Annotated in this window: 12 protein-coding genes; 7 read left to right on the top strand and 5 right to left on the bottom strand. The window is 65.0% G+C overall.

What is annotated here, in order from left to right:
- The first annotated feature begins 42 nt into the window (after positions 1 to 42).
- The 7 genes from bcoG to AC1DPX_RS02620 all read left to right on the top strand — a co-directional run bounded on the left by bcoG (position 43) and on the right by AC1DPX_RS02620 (position 7,869).
- The gene (gene bcoG / locus AC1DPX_RS02650; protein ID WP_032933947.1) at positions 43 to 966 is read left to right on the top strand and encodes a 3-dehydrocarnitine:acetyl-CoA trimethylamine transferase BcoG; all 924 of its coding nucleotides are present in this window, start codon (positions 43 to 45) and stop codon (positions 964 to 966) included.
- A gap of 14 nt (positions 967 to 980) precedes the next feature.
- The gene (locus tag AC1DPX_RS02645) at positions 981 to 1,610 is read left to right on the top strand and encodes an HD domain-containing protein (protein WP_477234384.1); all 630 of its coding nucleotides are present in this window, start codon (positions 981 to 983) and stop codon (positions 1,608 to 1,610) included.
- Positions 1,607 to 2,701, top strand: coding sequence for a carnitine 3-dehydrogenase (locus tag AC1DPX_RS02640; RefSeq protein ID WP_202356696.1), 1,095 nt, complete (start codon positions 1,607 to 1,609; stop codon positions 2,699 to 2,701). The genes AC1DPX_RS02645 and AC1DPX_RS02640 overlap by 4 nt, the downstream gene beginning before the upstream one ends.
- A 4-nt stretch (positions 2,702 to 2,705) precedes the next feature.
- Positions 2,706 to 3,869: an acyl-CoA dehydrogenase family protein gene (locus AC1DPX_RS02635; protein ID WP_202356695.1), complete on the top strand. Its 1,164-nt coding sequence runs from the start codon at positions 2,706 to 2,708 to the stop codon at positions 3,867 to 3,869.
- 86 nt (positions 3,870 to 3,955) lie between these two features.
- The gene (locus tag AC1DPX_RS02630) at positions 3,956 to 6,034 is read left to right on the top strand and encodes an acetate--CoA ligase family protein (protein ID WP_477234382.1); all 2,079 of its coding nucleotides are present in this window, start codon (positions 3,956 to 3,958) and stop codon (positions 6,032 to 6,034) included.
- Positions 6,027 to 6,809 (top strand): carnitinyl-CoA dehydratase, encoded by a 783-nt coding sequence (locus AC1DPX_RS02625; protein WP_202356693.1) that lies wholly within the window; start codon positions 6,027 to 6,029, stop codon positions 6,807 to 6,809. The genes AC1DPX_RS02630 and AC1DPX_RS02625 overlap by 8 nt, the downstream gene beginning before the upstream one ends.
- 121 nt (positions 6,810 to 6,930) lie before the next feature.
- Positions 6,931 to 7,869, top strand: a complete 939-nt coding sequence (locus AC1DPX_RS02620; RefSeq protein WP_477234381.1) for an alpha/beta hydrolase — start codon at positions 6,931 to 6,933, stop codon at positions 7,867 to 7,869.
- Positions 7,870 to 7,900: 31 nt separating this feature from the next.
- On the opposite strand, the gene AC1DPX_RS02615 is transcribed toward AC1DPX_RS02620, so the two are convergent.
- The 5 genes from AC1DPX_RS02615 to AC1DPX_RS02595 form a co-directional block, all read right to left on the bottom strand.
- The gene (locus AC1DPX_RS02615; protein ID WP_477234380.1) at positions 7,901 to 8,080 is read right to left on the bottom strand and encodes a hypothetical protein; all 180 of its coding nucleotides are present in this window, start codon (positions 8,078 to 8,080) and stop codon (positions 7,901 to 7,903) included.
- Between the two features lie 663 nt (positions 8,081 to 8,743).
- The gene (locus tag AC1DPX_RS02610) at positions 8,744 to 10,402 is read right to left on the bottom strand and encodes an FAD-binding dehydrogenase (protein ID WP_477234378.1); all 1,659 of its coding nucleotides are present in this window, start codon (positions 10,400 to 10,402) and stop codon (positions 8,744 to 8,746) included.
- An 84-nt stretch (positions 10,403 to 10,486) separates the two neighbouring features.
- Positions 10,487 to 11,473: a Gfo/Idh/MocA family protein gene (locus AC1DPX_RS02605; RefSeq protein WP_477234376.1), complete on the bottom strand. Its 987-nt coding sequence runs from the start codon at positions 11,471 to 11,473 to the stop codon at positions 10,487 to 10,489.
- 80 nt (positions 11,474 to 11,553) lie between these two features.
- Complete coding sequence (locus AC1DPX_RS02600; protein ID WP_477234374.1) at positions 11,554 to 12,129, bottom strand: YceI family protein; 576 nt, start codon at positions 12,127 to 12,129, stop codon at positions 11,554 to 11,556.
- 70 nt (positions 12,130 to 12,199) lie between these two features.
- The gene (locus AC1DPX_RS02595; protein ID WP_477234372.1) at positions 12,200 to 12,772 is read right to left on the bottom strand and encodes a cytochrome b; all 573 of its coding nucleotides are present in this window, start codon (positions 12,770 to 12,772) and stop codon (positions 12,200 to 12,202) included.
- Between the last annotated feature and the right edge of the window lie 127 nt (positions 12,773 to 12,899).

Below are 12,899 nucleotides of genomic sequence, written 5' to 3'. Positions count from 1 at the left end.
TTGGGCGACATGCATGGCAGTTCGAATTGGGAGGAGAATTCCATGCCGCTTGCGATGAACCGTGAGGTTTTCATTACCTGTGCCGTGACCGGGTCCGGCGGTTCGCAGGATCGCTCTCCGCATGTGCCGCGTTCGCCCAAGCAGATCGCCGATTCGGCCATCGACGCGGCCAAGGCCGGCGCGGCGATCGTCCACTGCCATGTCCGCGACCCCGAGACCGGCAAACCGCGCCGCGATGTGCATCTCTACCGCGAAGTCACAGAGCGTATCCGTGACGCCAACGTCGACGTCGTGCTGAACCTCACGGCCGGCATGGGCGGCGACATGGTGTTCGGCTCGCCGGAAGCGCCGCTGCCGCTCAACGAAAAGGGCACCGATATGGGCGGCGCCACCAACCGCATGGAACATGTGCGCCAGTGCCTGCCCGAAATCTGCACGCTCGACTGCGGCACCATGAACTTCGCCGAAGCCGATTATGTCATGACCAACACGCCCGGCATGCTGCGCGCGATGGGCGGCATGATGACGGCGCTCGGTGTCAAGCCGGAGATCGAGGCTTTCGACACCGGCCATCTCTGGTTCGCCAAGCAGCTGGTCGAGGAGAAGGTGCTCAACCCCGACGCGCTGGTGCAGCTCTGCATGGGCGTGCCGTGGGGCGCGCCTGACGATCTCAACACCTTCATGGCCATGGTCAACAACGTGCCCTCGACCTGGAACTGGTCGGCTTTCGCCATCGGCCGCAACCAGATGGCCTATGCCGCGGCCGCCGTGCTCGCCGGCGGCAATGTCCGCGTCGGTCTGGAAGACAATCTTTGGCTCGACAAGGGCGTGCTGGCCACCAACGCGCAGCTCGTCGAGCGCGCCGCCAGCATCGTGACCAATCTCGGCGCCCGGATCCTCGGGCCGGAGGAAGTGCGCAAGAAGCTTAATTTGACCAAGCGGGCGCCGATCGCAGCCGCGGCATAAAGCGGAGGTTTGAGATGGCCACCGTCAAATTCACCGCGATGAAGGATGGCGACAAGGACGATTACGAGTTCCTGACCGCCCATGAAATCGACTATGCCGCCAGGACCGGCGAGCGGCTGCTCGACGCGCTGGTCCAGCTCGACGAGGGCCTGTCCGGCTACAAGATCACCCGGCTCGGCCATTCGCTGCAGGCGGCGACCCGCGCCTGGCGCGACGGCGCCGACACCGACTGGATCGCCTGCGCGCTGCTGCACGACATCGGCGACATCTACGCGCCCTACAATCACGACGAATACGCCGCTTCGATCCTGAAACCCTTCGTGCGCGAGCAATGCACCTGGGTGGTGGAAAAGCACGGCGACTTCCAGCGGCTCTATTACGCCCATCATCTCGGCGGCGACTGCCATGCGCGCGACCGCTTCGCCGGCCACGCCTATTTCGATGATTGCGACCAGTTCTGCGAGCGCTGGGACCAGTCGAGCTTCGACCCCGATTACGAGACGCTGCCGATCGAATTCTTCCGGCCCTTCGTGCTCGAAGTCTTCGCCCGCAAGGCCTACGACGCAGCCGTGATCCGCGCCGGCGAGCGTGTGCCTCTCATTGATCCCGAAACAGCCAGGACAAGAACCGGAGCTTCCGCATGAGCATCATCAACAAGGCGGCCGCCATTGGCGGCGGTGTCATCGGCGCGGGGTGGGTGGCGCGGCTGCTGCTCAACGGCATCGACGTGTCCATCTTCGATCCGGATCCGGAAGCCTCGCGCAAGGTCTCGGAAGTGATGAAGGGCGCGCGCCGCGCCTACAAGCAGATGGTACCCGGCGGCCTGCCGAAAGAGGGCAAGCTGACCTTCGCCAAGACCATCGCCGAGGCGGTGGCCGATGCCGATTTCATCCAGGAAAGCGTGCCGGAACGGCTCGACCTCAAGCACAAGGTGCTGGCCGAGATCGATGCCCATGCCCCGGCCAACGCCATTGTCGGCTCCTCGACCTCCGGCATCAAGCCGACAGACATGCAGGTGGCGATGAAGAAGCATCCGGAGCGGCTGGTCGTCGGCCACCCGTTCAACCCGGTCTACCTCCTGCCGCTGGTCGAAATCGTCGGCGGCGACCAGACTTTTCCGGAGGCCATCGAGGTCGCCAAGGAGATCTATGCCTCGATCGGCATGAAGCCTGTGGTCATCCGCAAGGAGATCGAGGCCTTCGTCGGCGACCGCCTGCTGGAAGCGGCATGGCGCGAGGCGCTGTGGCTGATCAAGGACGGCATCTGCACCGTCGAGGAACTCGACGACATCATGCGCTATGGCTTCGGCCTGCGCTGGGCGCAGATGGGCATGTTCCAGGTCTATCGCGTCGCCGGTGGCGAGGCCGGCATGCGCCACTTCATGGCGCAGTTCGGACCTTGCCTGAAATGGCCGTGGACCAAGCTGATGGACGTGCCGGAATTCAACGACGAACTGGTCGACCTGATCGCCACCCAGTCGGACGACCAGGCGCATGGCCTGTCGATCCGTGAGCTGGAAAAGATCCGCGACGACAATCTGGTCGCGATCATGGACGCGCTTTCGAAGCAGAACAAGGGCAAGGGCTGGGGTGCCGGCGCGCTGCACAAGGATTACACCAAGCAGCTCGCCAAGCTGGCGGCGAAGAAGCCGGCGGCTTCCAAGGCCGCCGAGAAGGCCAAGGCCGCCAAGCCGGTAAAGAAGGCGGAAAAGCCGAAGAAAAAGAAGAAGGTCTGAGACGATGGATTTCGGTCTTTCGGACGAACAGAAACTCATCGTTGAGACGACGCGCGCCTTCGTCGAGAATGAGCTCTACCCGCATGAGCGCGAGGTCGAGCGCACCGGCGTGCTGCGCCGCGAACTGATCGAGGAGATCAAGGCCAAGGCGATCGAGGCCGGTCTCTACGCCGCTAACATGCCTGCGGATGTCGGTGGCGCAGGCCTCGATACCGTGACCTGGCTGCTCTACGAAAAGGAACTCGGCCGCGCCAATTACGCGCTGCACTGGACCTGCGTCGCGCGTCCCTCCAACATCCTGCTGGCCGGCACGCCCGAGCAGCGCGAAAAATACCTGTTCCCTTGCATCCGTGGCGAGAAATGGGACTGCCTGGCGATGACCGAGCCGGGCGCCGGCTCCGACCTGCGTGGTATGAAGGCGACCGCGGTGCAGGACGGCGACGACTGGGTGCTGAACGGCACCAAGCATTTTATCTCCCACGCCGATCTCGCTGATTTCGCCATCGTCTTCATGGCGTCCGGCGAAGAGGATTCGCCGCGCGGCAAGCGCAAGAAGATCACCGCCTTCTTTGTCGACAAGGGCACAAAGGGGTTCACGGTGCGCGACGGCTACCGCAACGTCTCGCATCGCGGCTACACCAACGCCATCCTCGAATTCGACGATTGCCGCCTGCCGGCGAGCCAGGTTCTGGGCGAAGTGCACAAGGGCTTCGACGTCGCCAATTCCTGGCTTGGCGCCACCCGCCTGCAGGTCGGCGCCACCTGTCTCGGCCGCGCCGAGCGCGCGCTCGGCCACGCCGTCGAATACGCCGCGCAGCGCCAGCAATTCGGCCAGCAGATTGGCAAGTTCCAGGGCGTGTCTTTCAAGCTCGCCGATATGGCGACGGAATTGAAGGCCGCCGACCTGATGGTGTTCGAAGCTGGCTGGAAGTACGATCAGGGGACTGTCACCGACCAGGACATGGCCATGGCCAAACTTAAAGCCACCGAAATGCTGGCTTACGTTGCCGACGAGGCGATCCAGATCCATGGCGGCATGGGGCTGATGGACGACCTGCCGCTGGAGCGCATCTGGCGCGACGCCCGCGTCGAGCGCATCTGGGAAGGCACGTCGGAGATTCAGCGACACATTATTTCGCGGGCGCTGCTGCGTCCGTTCGGAGCTTAGAGCATGATGCGCCCAGGCCGGGATCCGGCTTTGTCGGACAAACGAGATCGTTTGTCCTGAGATCGCGCTCAAACGAAAAGATGACCATGCATAAACTCGAACGTCTCTTGCGCCCGAAATCGATCGCCGTCTTCGGCGGCGTGCAGGCCGCCGCCGTCGTCGCGCAATCCATCAAGATGGGCTTTGCCGGCGAAATCTGGCCGGTGCACCCGACCAAGGACGAAGTCGCCGGCCGCAAGGCCTATCGGTCGGTCGCCGATCTGCCCGGCGCGCCGGATGCCGCCTTTGTCGGCGTCAACCGCCATCTGACCATCGAGGTCATCAAGGCGCTGGCCGAGCGCGGCGCCGGCGGCGCCGTCTGCTTTGCCGCCGGCTTCCTCGAGACCGAGGCCTATGACGACGATGGCGAGCGGCTGCAGGCCGAACTGGTTGCCGCCGCCGGCGAGATGCCAATCATTGGGCCGAACTGCTACGGCCTGATCAACTATGCCGACGGCGCGCTTTTGTGGCCCGACCAGCATGGCGGCATCAGGCTGGAGGAGGGCGGCAAGGGTGTGGCCATCATCACCCAGTCCTCCAACATCGCCATCAACATGACGATGCAGAAGCGCGGCCTGCCGATCGCCTTCCTGATGACAGCCGGCAACCAGGCGCAGACCGGCCTCTCCGAAATGGCGCTTGGCCTGATCGAGGATGAGCGGGTGACATCGCTCGGCCTGCACATCGAGGCTTTTGACTCCGTAGCCGGCTTCGAACGGTTGGCCGCCAGGGCGCGCGAGCTGAAAAAACCGATCATTGCCATGAAGGTCGGCCGCTCCGAACAGGCGCGGCAGGCGACGGTTTCGCATACCGCCTCGCTCGCCGGCTCGGATGCGGCCTCGGGCGCCTTCCTGAGGCGGCTCGGCATTGCGCGTGTCGATTCCATCCCCGCCTTCATCGAGGCGCTGAAGCTGCTGCACGTCACCGGTCCGCTGCCCGGCTATCGCCTCTCGTCGATGAGCTGTTCGGGCGGCGAAGCCTCCGTCATGGCCGACAGCGCCGAAGGCCGCTGGGTCAATTTCCCGGTGCTGACGGAAACGCACCGAGCCCATGTCAAGTCGACGCTTGGGCCGCTGGTCGCGGTCGCCAATCCGTTGGACTATCACACCTTCATCTGGAACAACGAGCCGGCGATGACCGCCACCTTCACCGCCATGGTGTCGGGCGCCTTCGACCTCAACATGCTGGTGCTCGACTTTCCGCGCCCGGACCGCTGCTCGGTCACCGACTGGTGGGCGACGCTGCGCGCCTTCGAATCTGCGCTGAAGACCAACAAGGCGCATGGCGCCATCGTCTCCTCGCTGCCGGAAAACCTGCCCGAGGAATACACCGCCGAACTGATGGCGCGCGGCATGGTGCCGCTGTTCGGCATTTCCGAGGCGATGGATGCCGCGGGCGCGGCAGCCTTCATCGGCTGGGCTTGGGCTGAGCCGCAGGCGCAGCCGGTCGACACCTCTGCTTCCGGCGCTGCCGGAGGCGAGCATGTCACCCCCGACGAGGCTGAAGCCAAGGCGCGGCTGATCAAGGCCGGGCTTCCCGTGCCGAAGGGCGAGCGCGCCGGCAATGCGGTCGAGGCGGTGATCTCCTCGATGGCGCTCGGCTTTCCCGTCGCGCTGAAGGCGCTGGGCGTCACCCACAAATCCGAGGTCGGCGCCGTCAGGCTCAACCTCAAGGACGCCGAATCCGTCAGCACGGCAGCGCATGACCTGCTGCCCCTCGGCACCGGCCTCTATGTCGAGCGCATGGTGCGCGACGGCGTCGCCGAACTGATCGTCGGCTTCACCAGGGATCCGATGTTCGGCGCTGTCATGACGCTCGGCACCGGCGGCGTTCTGGTTGAGCTGCTGCGCGACAGCGTCACGCTGATGCTGCCGGCGACCCGTGACGACATCGAGGCGGCCCTGCGCGGCCTGAAGCTTTTCCCGCTGCTTGAAGGCTATCGCGGCCGGCCGAAGGCCGACGTCGCGGCCGCCATCGACGCCATCGCGGGCATTGCCGGTTTCGTGCAGAAGAATGCCGGCGAGATCGAGGAACTCGACATCAACCCGCTGATCGTCTGCGTCGAAGGCAAGGGCGCCTGGATCGCCGATGCGCTGCTGGTGCTGGGAGAAAACAAGAATGTCTGACGTCATTTCGACCCGTCGCGAAGGCTCGATCCTCGAGGTCACGCTCGACCGGCCCAAGGCCAACGCCATCGACCTCAAGACCTCGCGGCTGATGGGCGAGACCTTCAAGGCGTTCCGCGACGACCCGGAACTTCGCGTTGCCATCGTCAAGACAGCCGGCGACAAGTTCTTCTGCGCCGGCTGGGACCTCAAGGCAGCCGCCGGCGGCGACGCGGTCGACGGCGACTATGGCGTCGGCGGCTTTGCCGGCCTGCAGGAATTGCGCGACCTGAACAAGCCGGTCATCGCTTGCGTCAACGGCATGGCGGTGGGCGGCGGCTTCGAGCTGGCGCTGTCCTGCGACCTCATTTACGCCTCCGATCATTCCTCCTTCGCGCTCCCCGAAATCCGCGCCGGCACGCTGGCCGACGCGGCAACGATCAAACTGCCGAAGCGCATTCCCTATCATGTCGCCATGGACCTCTTGCTCACCGGCCGCTGGATGGATGTCGCCGAAGCGCATCGCTGGGGCCTGGTCAACGAGGTGCTGCCCAAGGAAAAGCTTGAGGACCGTGTCTGGGAGATCGCCCGCCTGCTCGCCAGCGGCCCGCCGCTGGTCTTCGCCGCGATCAAGGAAACGGCGCGGGTGGCCGAGGCGCTGACCTTCCAGGACGCCATGAACAAGGTAACGCGCCGGCAACTGGCGACGGTCGATGCGCTGTACGGTTCGGAAGACAATATGGAAGGGTTCCGCGCCTTCGCCGAAAAGCGCGATCCGGTGTGGAAGGGCAAGTGACTTTACCCTCCCCTTGATGGGGAGGGTCGGACCGAAGGTTCCGGGGTGGGGTGAAGCGCCGCCACCCCCACCCACCGCTCGGCGGCGACCTCCCCCATCAAGGGGGAGGTAAAGGAGTTCCATGACCGATTACACGAAACTCATCGACGCCGAGACCTGGGCCTTCATCGAGCGGACCAATTCATACTATCCGCCCGATACGATCGACTACACGATCACCCAGCAGCGCGAGATCTATGACCGTATGTGCCGGGAATTCTTTGCCGGCTACCCCCAGGGCGTGACGGTCGAAACCTCCGCGATTGCAACGCCCACGCACGACATCCCGATCCGCACCTACCGAAGCGCCCCGCAGCCGGCGGCGACCGTGCTCTACATCCATGGCGGCGGCTTCATCCTTGGCGGGCTGGACAGCCATGACGATGTCTGCGCCGAACTCTGCGGCCGCACCGGCTACGAGGTTGTCTCGGTCGACTACCGCCTGGCGCCGGAGCATCTGCATCCGGCAGCCTTCGATGATGCGATGAGCGCCTTCGCATGGGCTGCGTCCAGCCGCGACCGCCCCATCCTGCTCTGCGGCGACAGCGCCGGCGGCAATCTCTGCGCCGCAGTTGCGCACGCCACGCGCGGCCATGCGAAGCCGCCGGTGGGCCAGGTCCTGATCTATCCCGGCCTCGGCGGCGACCGTTCGAAGGGTTCCTATGTGACCCATGCCGAGGCGCCGATGCTGACCATGCGCGATCTCGAATTCTACAAGCACATCCGCACCGGCGGGCAGGATCGCAGCCGCGATGCCACACTCGCCCCGCTGGCCGATACCGACTTCGCCAGGCTGCCGCCGACAGTCCTGATCACCGCGCAGTGCGACCCGCTGTCTTCGGATGGCGAAACCTATCGCGACCGCATCATCGCGGGCGGCGGGCGGGCCACATGGTTCGAGGAACCGGGCCTGGTGCATGGCTATCTCAGGGCCCGGCACACGGTCGGTCGCGCCCGCGAAAGTTTCACCCGGATTGTCGATGCGGCGGCCGCGCTGGGGAAGGGCAGCTGGCTCTGGTGAGCGCAGCGCAACTCAGAGATCGGCCCCGCGCCTACAACGCGGCTTTCACCTGACCCCGCCGCAGCGGAATCACATTGCCAGGCTTGCTGTTCACGGCCGTCCGCAGCGCGATGCTGAAACAGGCGCCGCCGCCTGGCGCATCGGCCACTGAGACATGGCCGCCGTGCCGGCTGACGATTTCCCGCACCAGATTGGTGGCGCTGGGCGTCATGCAGAATCCCCGTTCGCACAAGACGTAATGCAGGCGCAATCCCGAGCAGGCAGACCCATCGCGTAGGTGGCCAACAGCAAGGAAACGACCGCAATCATGACCAGGTTCGCAACCGCGTTGGCGCTCCTCCTTTGTGCCGCGACGCTGAGTGCATGCGTCGACACGGACGATTACCGCGACCGCCCTTGGCGTGATCACCACTGGCGCGACCGTGACCACAGGCCCGACAGGCCGTGGCGCCCTGACAGGCCGTGGCGCCCCGATAGACCTGACAGGCCATGGCGCCCCGACAGGCCGGATAGGCCGGATCGCCCCGACTGGCCGGATCGGCCGGACCGGCCTGACAGACCAGAATGGCCGGGCAGACCAGATCGTCCGGATCGGCCAGACCGACCCGACAGGCCGGACCGTCCAGAACGCCCCGATTGCGGTGGACCAGCAATCGATTGTGCGCCAGCGCCGGACATACAGCCCGACGGCCCGGACTGCGCTGGCGGCCTGGCGGCGACGCCGTCGCCCGATTGCATGGAGCCGCGCCGACCGCGCCGGAATCCGTGATGGCGGGTGGCGCACATGCGGCCTTTATAGCTCAGGCCAAAACCTCCTCTCTGATTCCTATCCAGCCAGCGACTATCTGGTCTAGCTGACAGCAATAGCCTCGTTTCACGCCACCGAGGCCGCCGCCGCCCGGCCGGCGCCGCGGCCGGAGAAGATGCAGCCACCAAGGAACGTGCCTTCCAGCGCCGCGTAGCCATGCACACCGCCGCCGCCGAAGCCGGCGGCTTCGCCCACGGCATAGAGCCCCGGTACCGGCTGGCCGTCGGCGCCCAGCACGCGGCTGTCGAGATCGGTCTGCAGGCCGCCCAGCGTCTTGCGCGTCAGGATGTTGAGGCGCACCGCGATCAGCGGGCCGTTTGCGGGGTCGAGCATCTTGTGCGGCTTGGCCGTACGGATGAGCTTGTCGCCGAGATAGGCCCGCGCGCCACGCAGCGCGGTGATCTGCATGTCCTTGGAGAACGGATTGTCGAGCTGCCTGTCGCGGGCGCGGATTTCGCGCTCGACCTCGGCGACATCGAGCAGCGGCTCGCCACCCGCCAACGCATTCATGCGGGCAACCAGTTTCGAGAGATCGGCCTCGACGATGAAATCCTCGCCCTTCTCCATGAAGGCTTTCACCGGACCCGGGATGCCCGATGTCGCGCGGCCGAGCACCTGGCGCCAGCTTTTTCCTGTCAGGTCCGGGTTCTGCTCCGAGCCCGACAGCGCGAACTCCTTCTGGATGATTTTCCTGGTCAGGATGAACCAGGAATAGTCGAAGCCGGTGCTCATGATGTGGCTGAGCGTGCCCAGCGTATCGAAACCGGGATAGAGCGGCACCGGCAGTCGCTTGCCCCTGGCGTCGAGCCAGAGTGAGGACGGGCCGGGCAGGATGCGGATCGCATGCTCGGTCCAGATCGGCGCCCAGTTCCTGATGCCTTCGACATAGTGCCACATGCGGTCGCGGTTGATGATCGAACCACCAGCCTGTTCCGTGATGGCGAGCATGCGGCCGTCGACATGGTCCGGCACGCCGGTGATCATGCGTTTGGGCGCGGCGCCCAGCCGCTTCGGCCAGTTTTCCCGCACCAACTGATGGTTGGCGCCGATGCCGCCGGAGGCGACGATCACCGCTTGCGCATGCAGCTCGAAATCGCCTGATACCTCCCGCGAGCTCTTGCGGCCGCGCTCGACGGTGCTTGGCTGAAGGATGTCGCCGCGCACACCAGTCACCACCGCGCCTGTCAGCGTCAGTTCATTGACGCGGTGGCGGAACTTGAAGCTGACCAATCCACGCTTCTGCGCCTCGCGCACGCGCTGGACAAAGGGCTCGAGAACGCCCGGCCCGGTGCCCCAGGTGATGTGGAAGCGCGGCACCGAATTGCCGTGGCCGATGGCGTTGCCGCCGCCGCGCTCGGCCCAGCCGACGACGGGAAAGAATTTCAGGCCCCGCTGCAGCAGCCAGGAGCGCTTCTCGCCGGCGGCAAATCCGACATAGGCCTCCGCCCATTTGCGCGGCCAGAAATCCTCCGGCCGGTCGAAGGCGGCGGTGCCCATCCAGTCCTCGAGCGCCAGATCGTGCGAATCACGGATGCGCATGCGCCGCTGCTCGGGCGAATCGACGAGGAAAAGCCCGCCGAACGACCAGAATGCCTGGCCGCCCAGCGACTGCTCCGGCTCCTGGTCGACGATGATGATCTTCTTGCCGGCCTCTGCCAGTTCGGCGGCGGCAACCAGCCCGGCAAGGCCGGCGCCGACAATGATCACGTCCGCGTCGTCAGCCATATTTCCTCCCAGAATTAGCCGGCTAACGCAATTCCAGGAAAAGTGTGAAGCGGTTTTCCGCCCGGAATTGCGTCAAAATAAGAGTTAGACGGCCTCCCAGCCGTCCTTGCCGCCGGCGCGGAAAATGGCGTCGATGACCTTCTGGTTGAGCACGGATTCCTCCAGCGTGAAGACACGCTCCTTGCCGCCCTGCGCGGCGCGCGCGAAGGTTTCGACCTCCAGCCGGTACTGTTGCGTGCCGGGGAAACGGAACACCTGCGCCTCGGTGTGGTTCTGGTTGTGCAGTTCGACGCGATGATGGTCGTAGAGCCCGGCATTGAACGGCGAAAAGACCTCGATGAAACCCTTCTCGCCGTGGAACACCATCACCTGGCGCGCCGCCATCTGCGTCGACAAATAGAAGGACAGTTCGAAATCGCCGAAATCGGCGCGGATCGAGGAGTAGATGTCGGTGCCGAATTTTTTGTCACGCTCGATCGTCGCCTGGACGCGGCTGGGCTCCTTGCCGGTCGAAAACCGCGTCGACACGGTCGGATAGACGCCGATGTCAGGCAATGCGCCACCGCCGAGATCGAGCTGGTTGCGCATATTGTTGGGGTCGACATTGTAGTAGGAGAACGCGCCCTGCACATGGCGCAGCCGGCCGATGGCGCCGCTGGCGATGAGATCGCGCACCTTGATCCATTGCGGATGGTAGATGACCATGAAGGCTTCGCAGACCAGCACCTTCTTGGCGTCGCGCAGCTTGATCAGGGGGAGAATGTCCTTCGCGTCGAGCGCCAGAGGCTTCTCGACCAGCACATGTTTTCCCGCCTCGATCGCCTTAGCCGTCCATTCGACATGCTGCGAGGTCGGCAGCGGAATATAGACGCCGTCGATGTCCTTGGAGGCCAGCAATTCCTCATAGGAGCCGAAGGCATGGCGGGCGCCAAAGCGCTCGCCCAGGGCCTTGGCCTTCGACAGGTCGCGGCTGGCGATCGCCGACAACACGCCGTTCTCCGCCTCGACGATTGCCGGCAACAACTGCTCGCGGCCGATCTTGGCCGTCGACAACACACCCCATCGGAACATCACGCTTCTCCATGTCGGTTATTTCAGACGAGGTTTGCCCGAAATCGACGGAAAAGCCAATGACCGAAGGCCGTCCCAGATCAGCCCCTCTTCCCAGTCAGCGTCATGTCGAAGTCGACGACGTTGGAGTAGAGCGGCGTGCCGACATCCATGCCGTAGCGTGAGCGCAGCACCTTGCCGGTGACATGGAACTTGATCGTTCCGCCCTTCAACCCATCGAGTTCGGCGGTGAATTTTTCCGCAAACGTCTTGCCGCGCGCCGTCAACCTGCCGGTGACGAGGGCCGATGTGTCGCCGGTGCGGGTCACGCTGGTCGAGCGGAACTGGATCTCCGGGCTGTTGGCCGCATCGAAAACCGCGTCGGAGCGCAGGAACGCATCGATGCGGCTCTGGCCGGTGCCGACGCTCTCCGGATAGATGGTGAGGTCGACCTTCGAGCGGCCGACATCGCCATTGTCGATGCGGATCGTGCCCTTGAAGCGGGCGAAGGCGCCGTCAAAGCCGCCGCCGCCGGCCTTGCCTATGGTGAAACGGATGCTGGAGGCCGCCGGGCTGATCGTGTAGCTGCCGGCGGCGTCGCTCAATGCCACCGCCGCGGCTGCGGGCACGGCAAGGCATGCGGCAAACGCCGCGAATCCAAGGATGCGCGCATGCATGGGATTGTTCCTTTCCTCGAGGCAACGCTGGTTCGCGTCCTCACCCCCACAAACGCGCCGGCTGCCCGCTCTATTCCCCACCTGACGAAGGTGTGATCATGCGCGTGAGCACGCTGTCGCGCAGCAGGAGATGGTGGCGGAGCGCGGCGGCAACATGCAGTGCGACGAGCGCGATGCCGGCATAGGCGAGATACCAGTGCGCGGCCGCCCAGAAGCTTTCGGCGGCATCGGATTCGGTGAGCGGCAAATTGGGCATCACGAACAAGTTGAACGGCATGGTCGGGATTTCCAGCGTCGACACCGAAACCAGTGCCCAGCCGGACAAGGGCAGGGCGACCTGGAAGGCGTAAAGCGCCAGATGCGCGAGCGGCGCCGTTCGCCGCTCCAGCGTGCCGACCGAAGTGGGCAAAGGCGGGGTCGCGTTGCCAAGCCGCCAGGCGATGCGCAGGATGATGAGGCCAAGCAGCAGAAAACCTAGCGATTTATGCAACTGGATCAGCTCGAAGGCGGAGCGCTGGCTGGTCAGCCGAACTATGATGAAGCCAAGGGCGAACTGGCCGATGAAGATGATGCCGATCAGCCAGTGGAGGAGGATCGTTGCCCAGCCGTAGCGGGTTGGCGTGTTGGTGATTGAGGTTTGCATGCGAGACAAACGTCGCTGAGTCGCGCTTTCTTCCACCCTCCCCCTTGTGGGGAGGGTCGATCCGCGAAGCGGATCGGGGTGGGGGTCTTCGTAGGGCGCTGACCCCCACCCCGTCTCGCAATCTCCG

The organism is Mesorhizobium sp. 01N446, assembly GCF_056399285.1.
This window is presented reverse-complemented; position numbering and strand designations above follow the sequence as displayed.

Bases quoted from the DNA above. Each gene is read 5' to 3' on its own strand.
- bcoG (WP_032933947.1), top strand. From the start codon at position 43: ATGCCGCTTGCGATGAACCGTGAGGTTTTCATTACCTGTGCCGTGACC.
- AC1DPX_RS02645 (WP_477234384.1), top strand. From the start codon at position 981: ATGGCCACCGTCAAATTCACCGCGATGAAGGATGGCGACAAGGACGAT.
- AC1DPX_RS02640 (WP_202356696.1), top strand. From the start codon at position 1,607: ATGAGCATCATCAACAAGGCGGCCGCCATTGGCGGCGGTGTCATCGGC.
- AC1DPX_RS02635 (WP_202356695.1), top strand. From the start codon at position 2,706: ATGGATTTCGGTCTTTCGGACGAACAGAAACTCATCGTTGAGACGACG.
- AC1DPX_RS02630 (WP_477234382.1), top strand. From the start codon at position 3,956: ATGCATAAACTCGAACGTCTCTTGCGCCCGAAATCGATCGCCGTCTTC.
- AC1DPX_RS02625 (WP_202356693.1), top strand. From the start codon at position 6,027: ATGTCTGACGTCATTTCGACCCGTCGCGAAGGCTCGATCCTCGAGGTC.
- AC1DPX_RS02620 (WP_477234381.1), top strand. From the start codon at position 6,931: ATGACCGATTACACGAAACTCATCGACGCCGAGACCTGGGCCTTCATC.
- AC1DPX_RS02615 (WP_477234380.1), bottom strand. From the start codon at position 8,080: ATGACGCCCAGCGCCACCAATCTGGTGCGGGAAATCGTCAGCCGGCAC.
- AC1DPX_RS02610 (WP_477234378.1), bottom strand. From the start codon at position 10,402: ATGGCTGACGACGCGGACGTGATCATTGTCGGCGCCGGCCTTGCCGGG.
- AC1DPX_RS02605 (WP_477234376.1), bottom strand. From the start codon at position 11,473: ATGTTCCGATGGGGTGTGTTGTCGACGGCCAAGATCGGCCGCGAGCAG.
- AC1DPX_RS02600 (WP_477234374.1), bottom strand. From the start codon at position 12,129: ATGCATGCGCGCATCCTTGGATTCGCGGCGTTTGCCGCATGCCTTGCC.
- AC1DPX_RS02595 (WP_477234372.1), bottom strand. From the start codon at position 12,772: ATGCAAACCTCAATCACCAACACGCCAACCCGCTACGGCTGGGCAACG.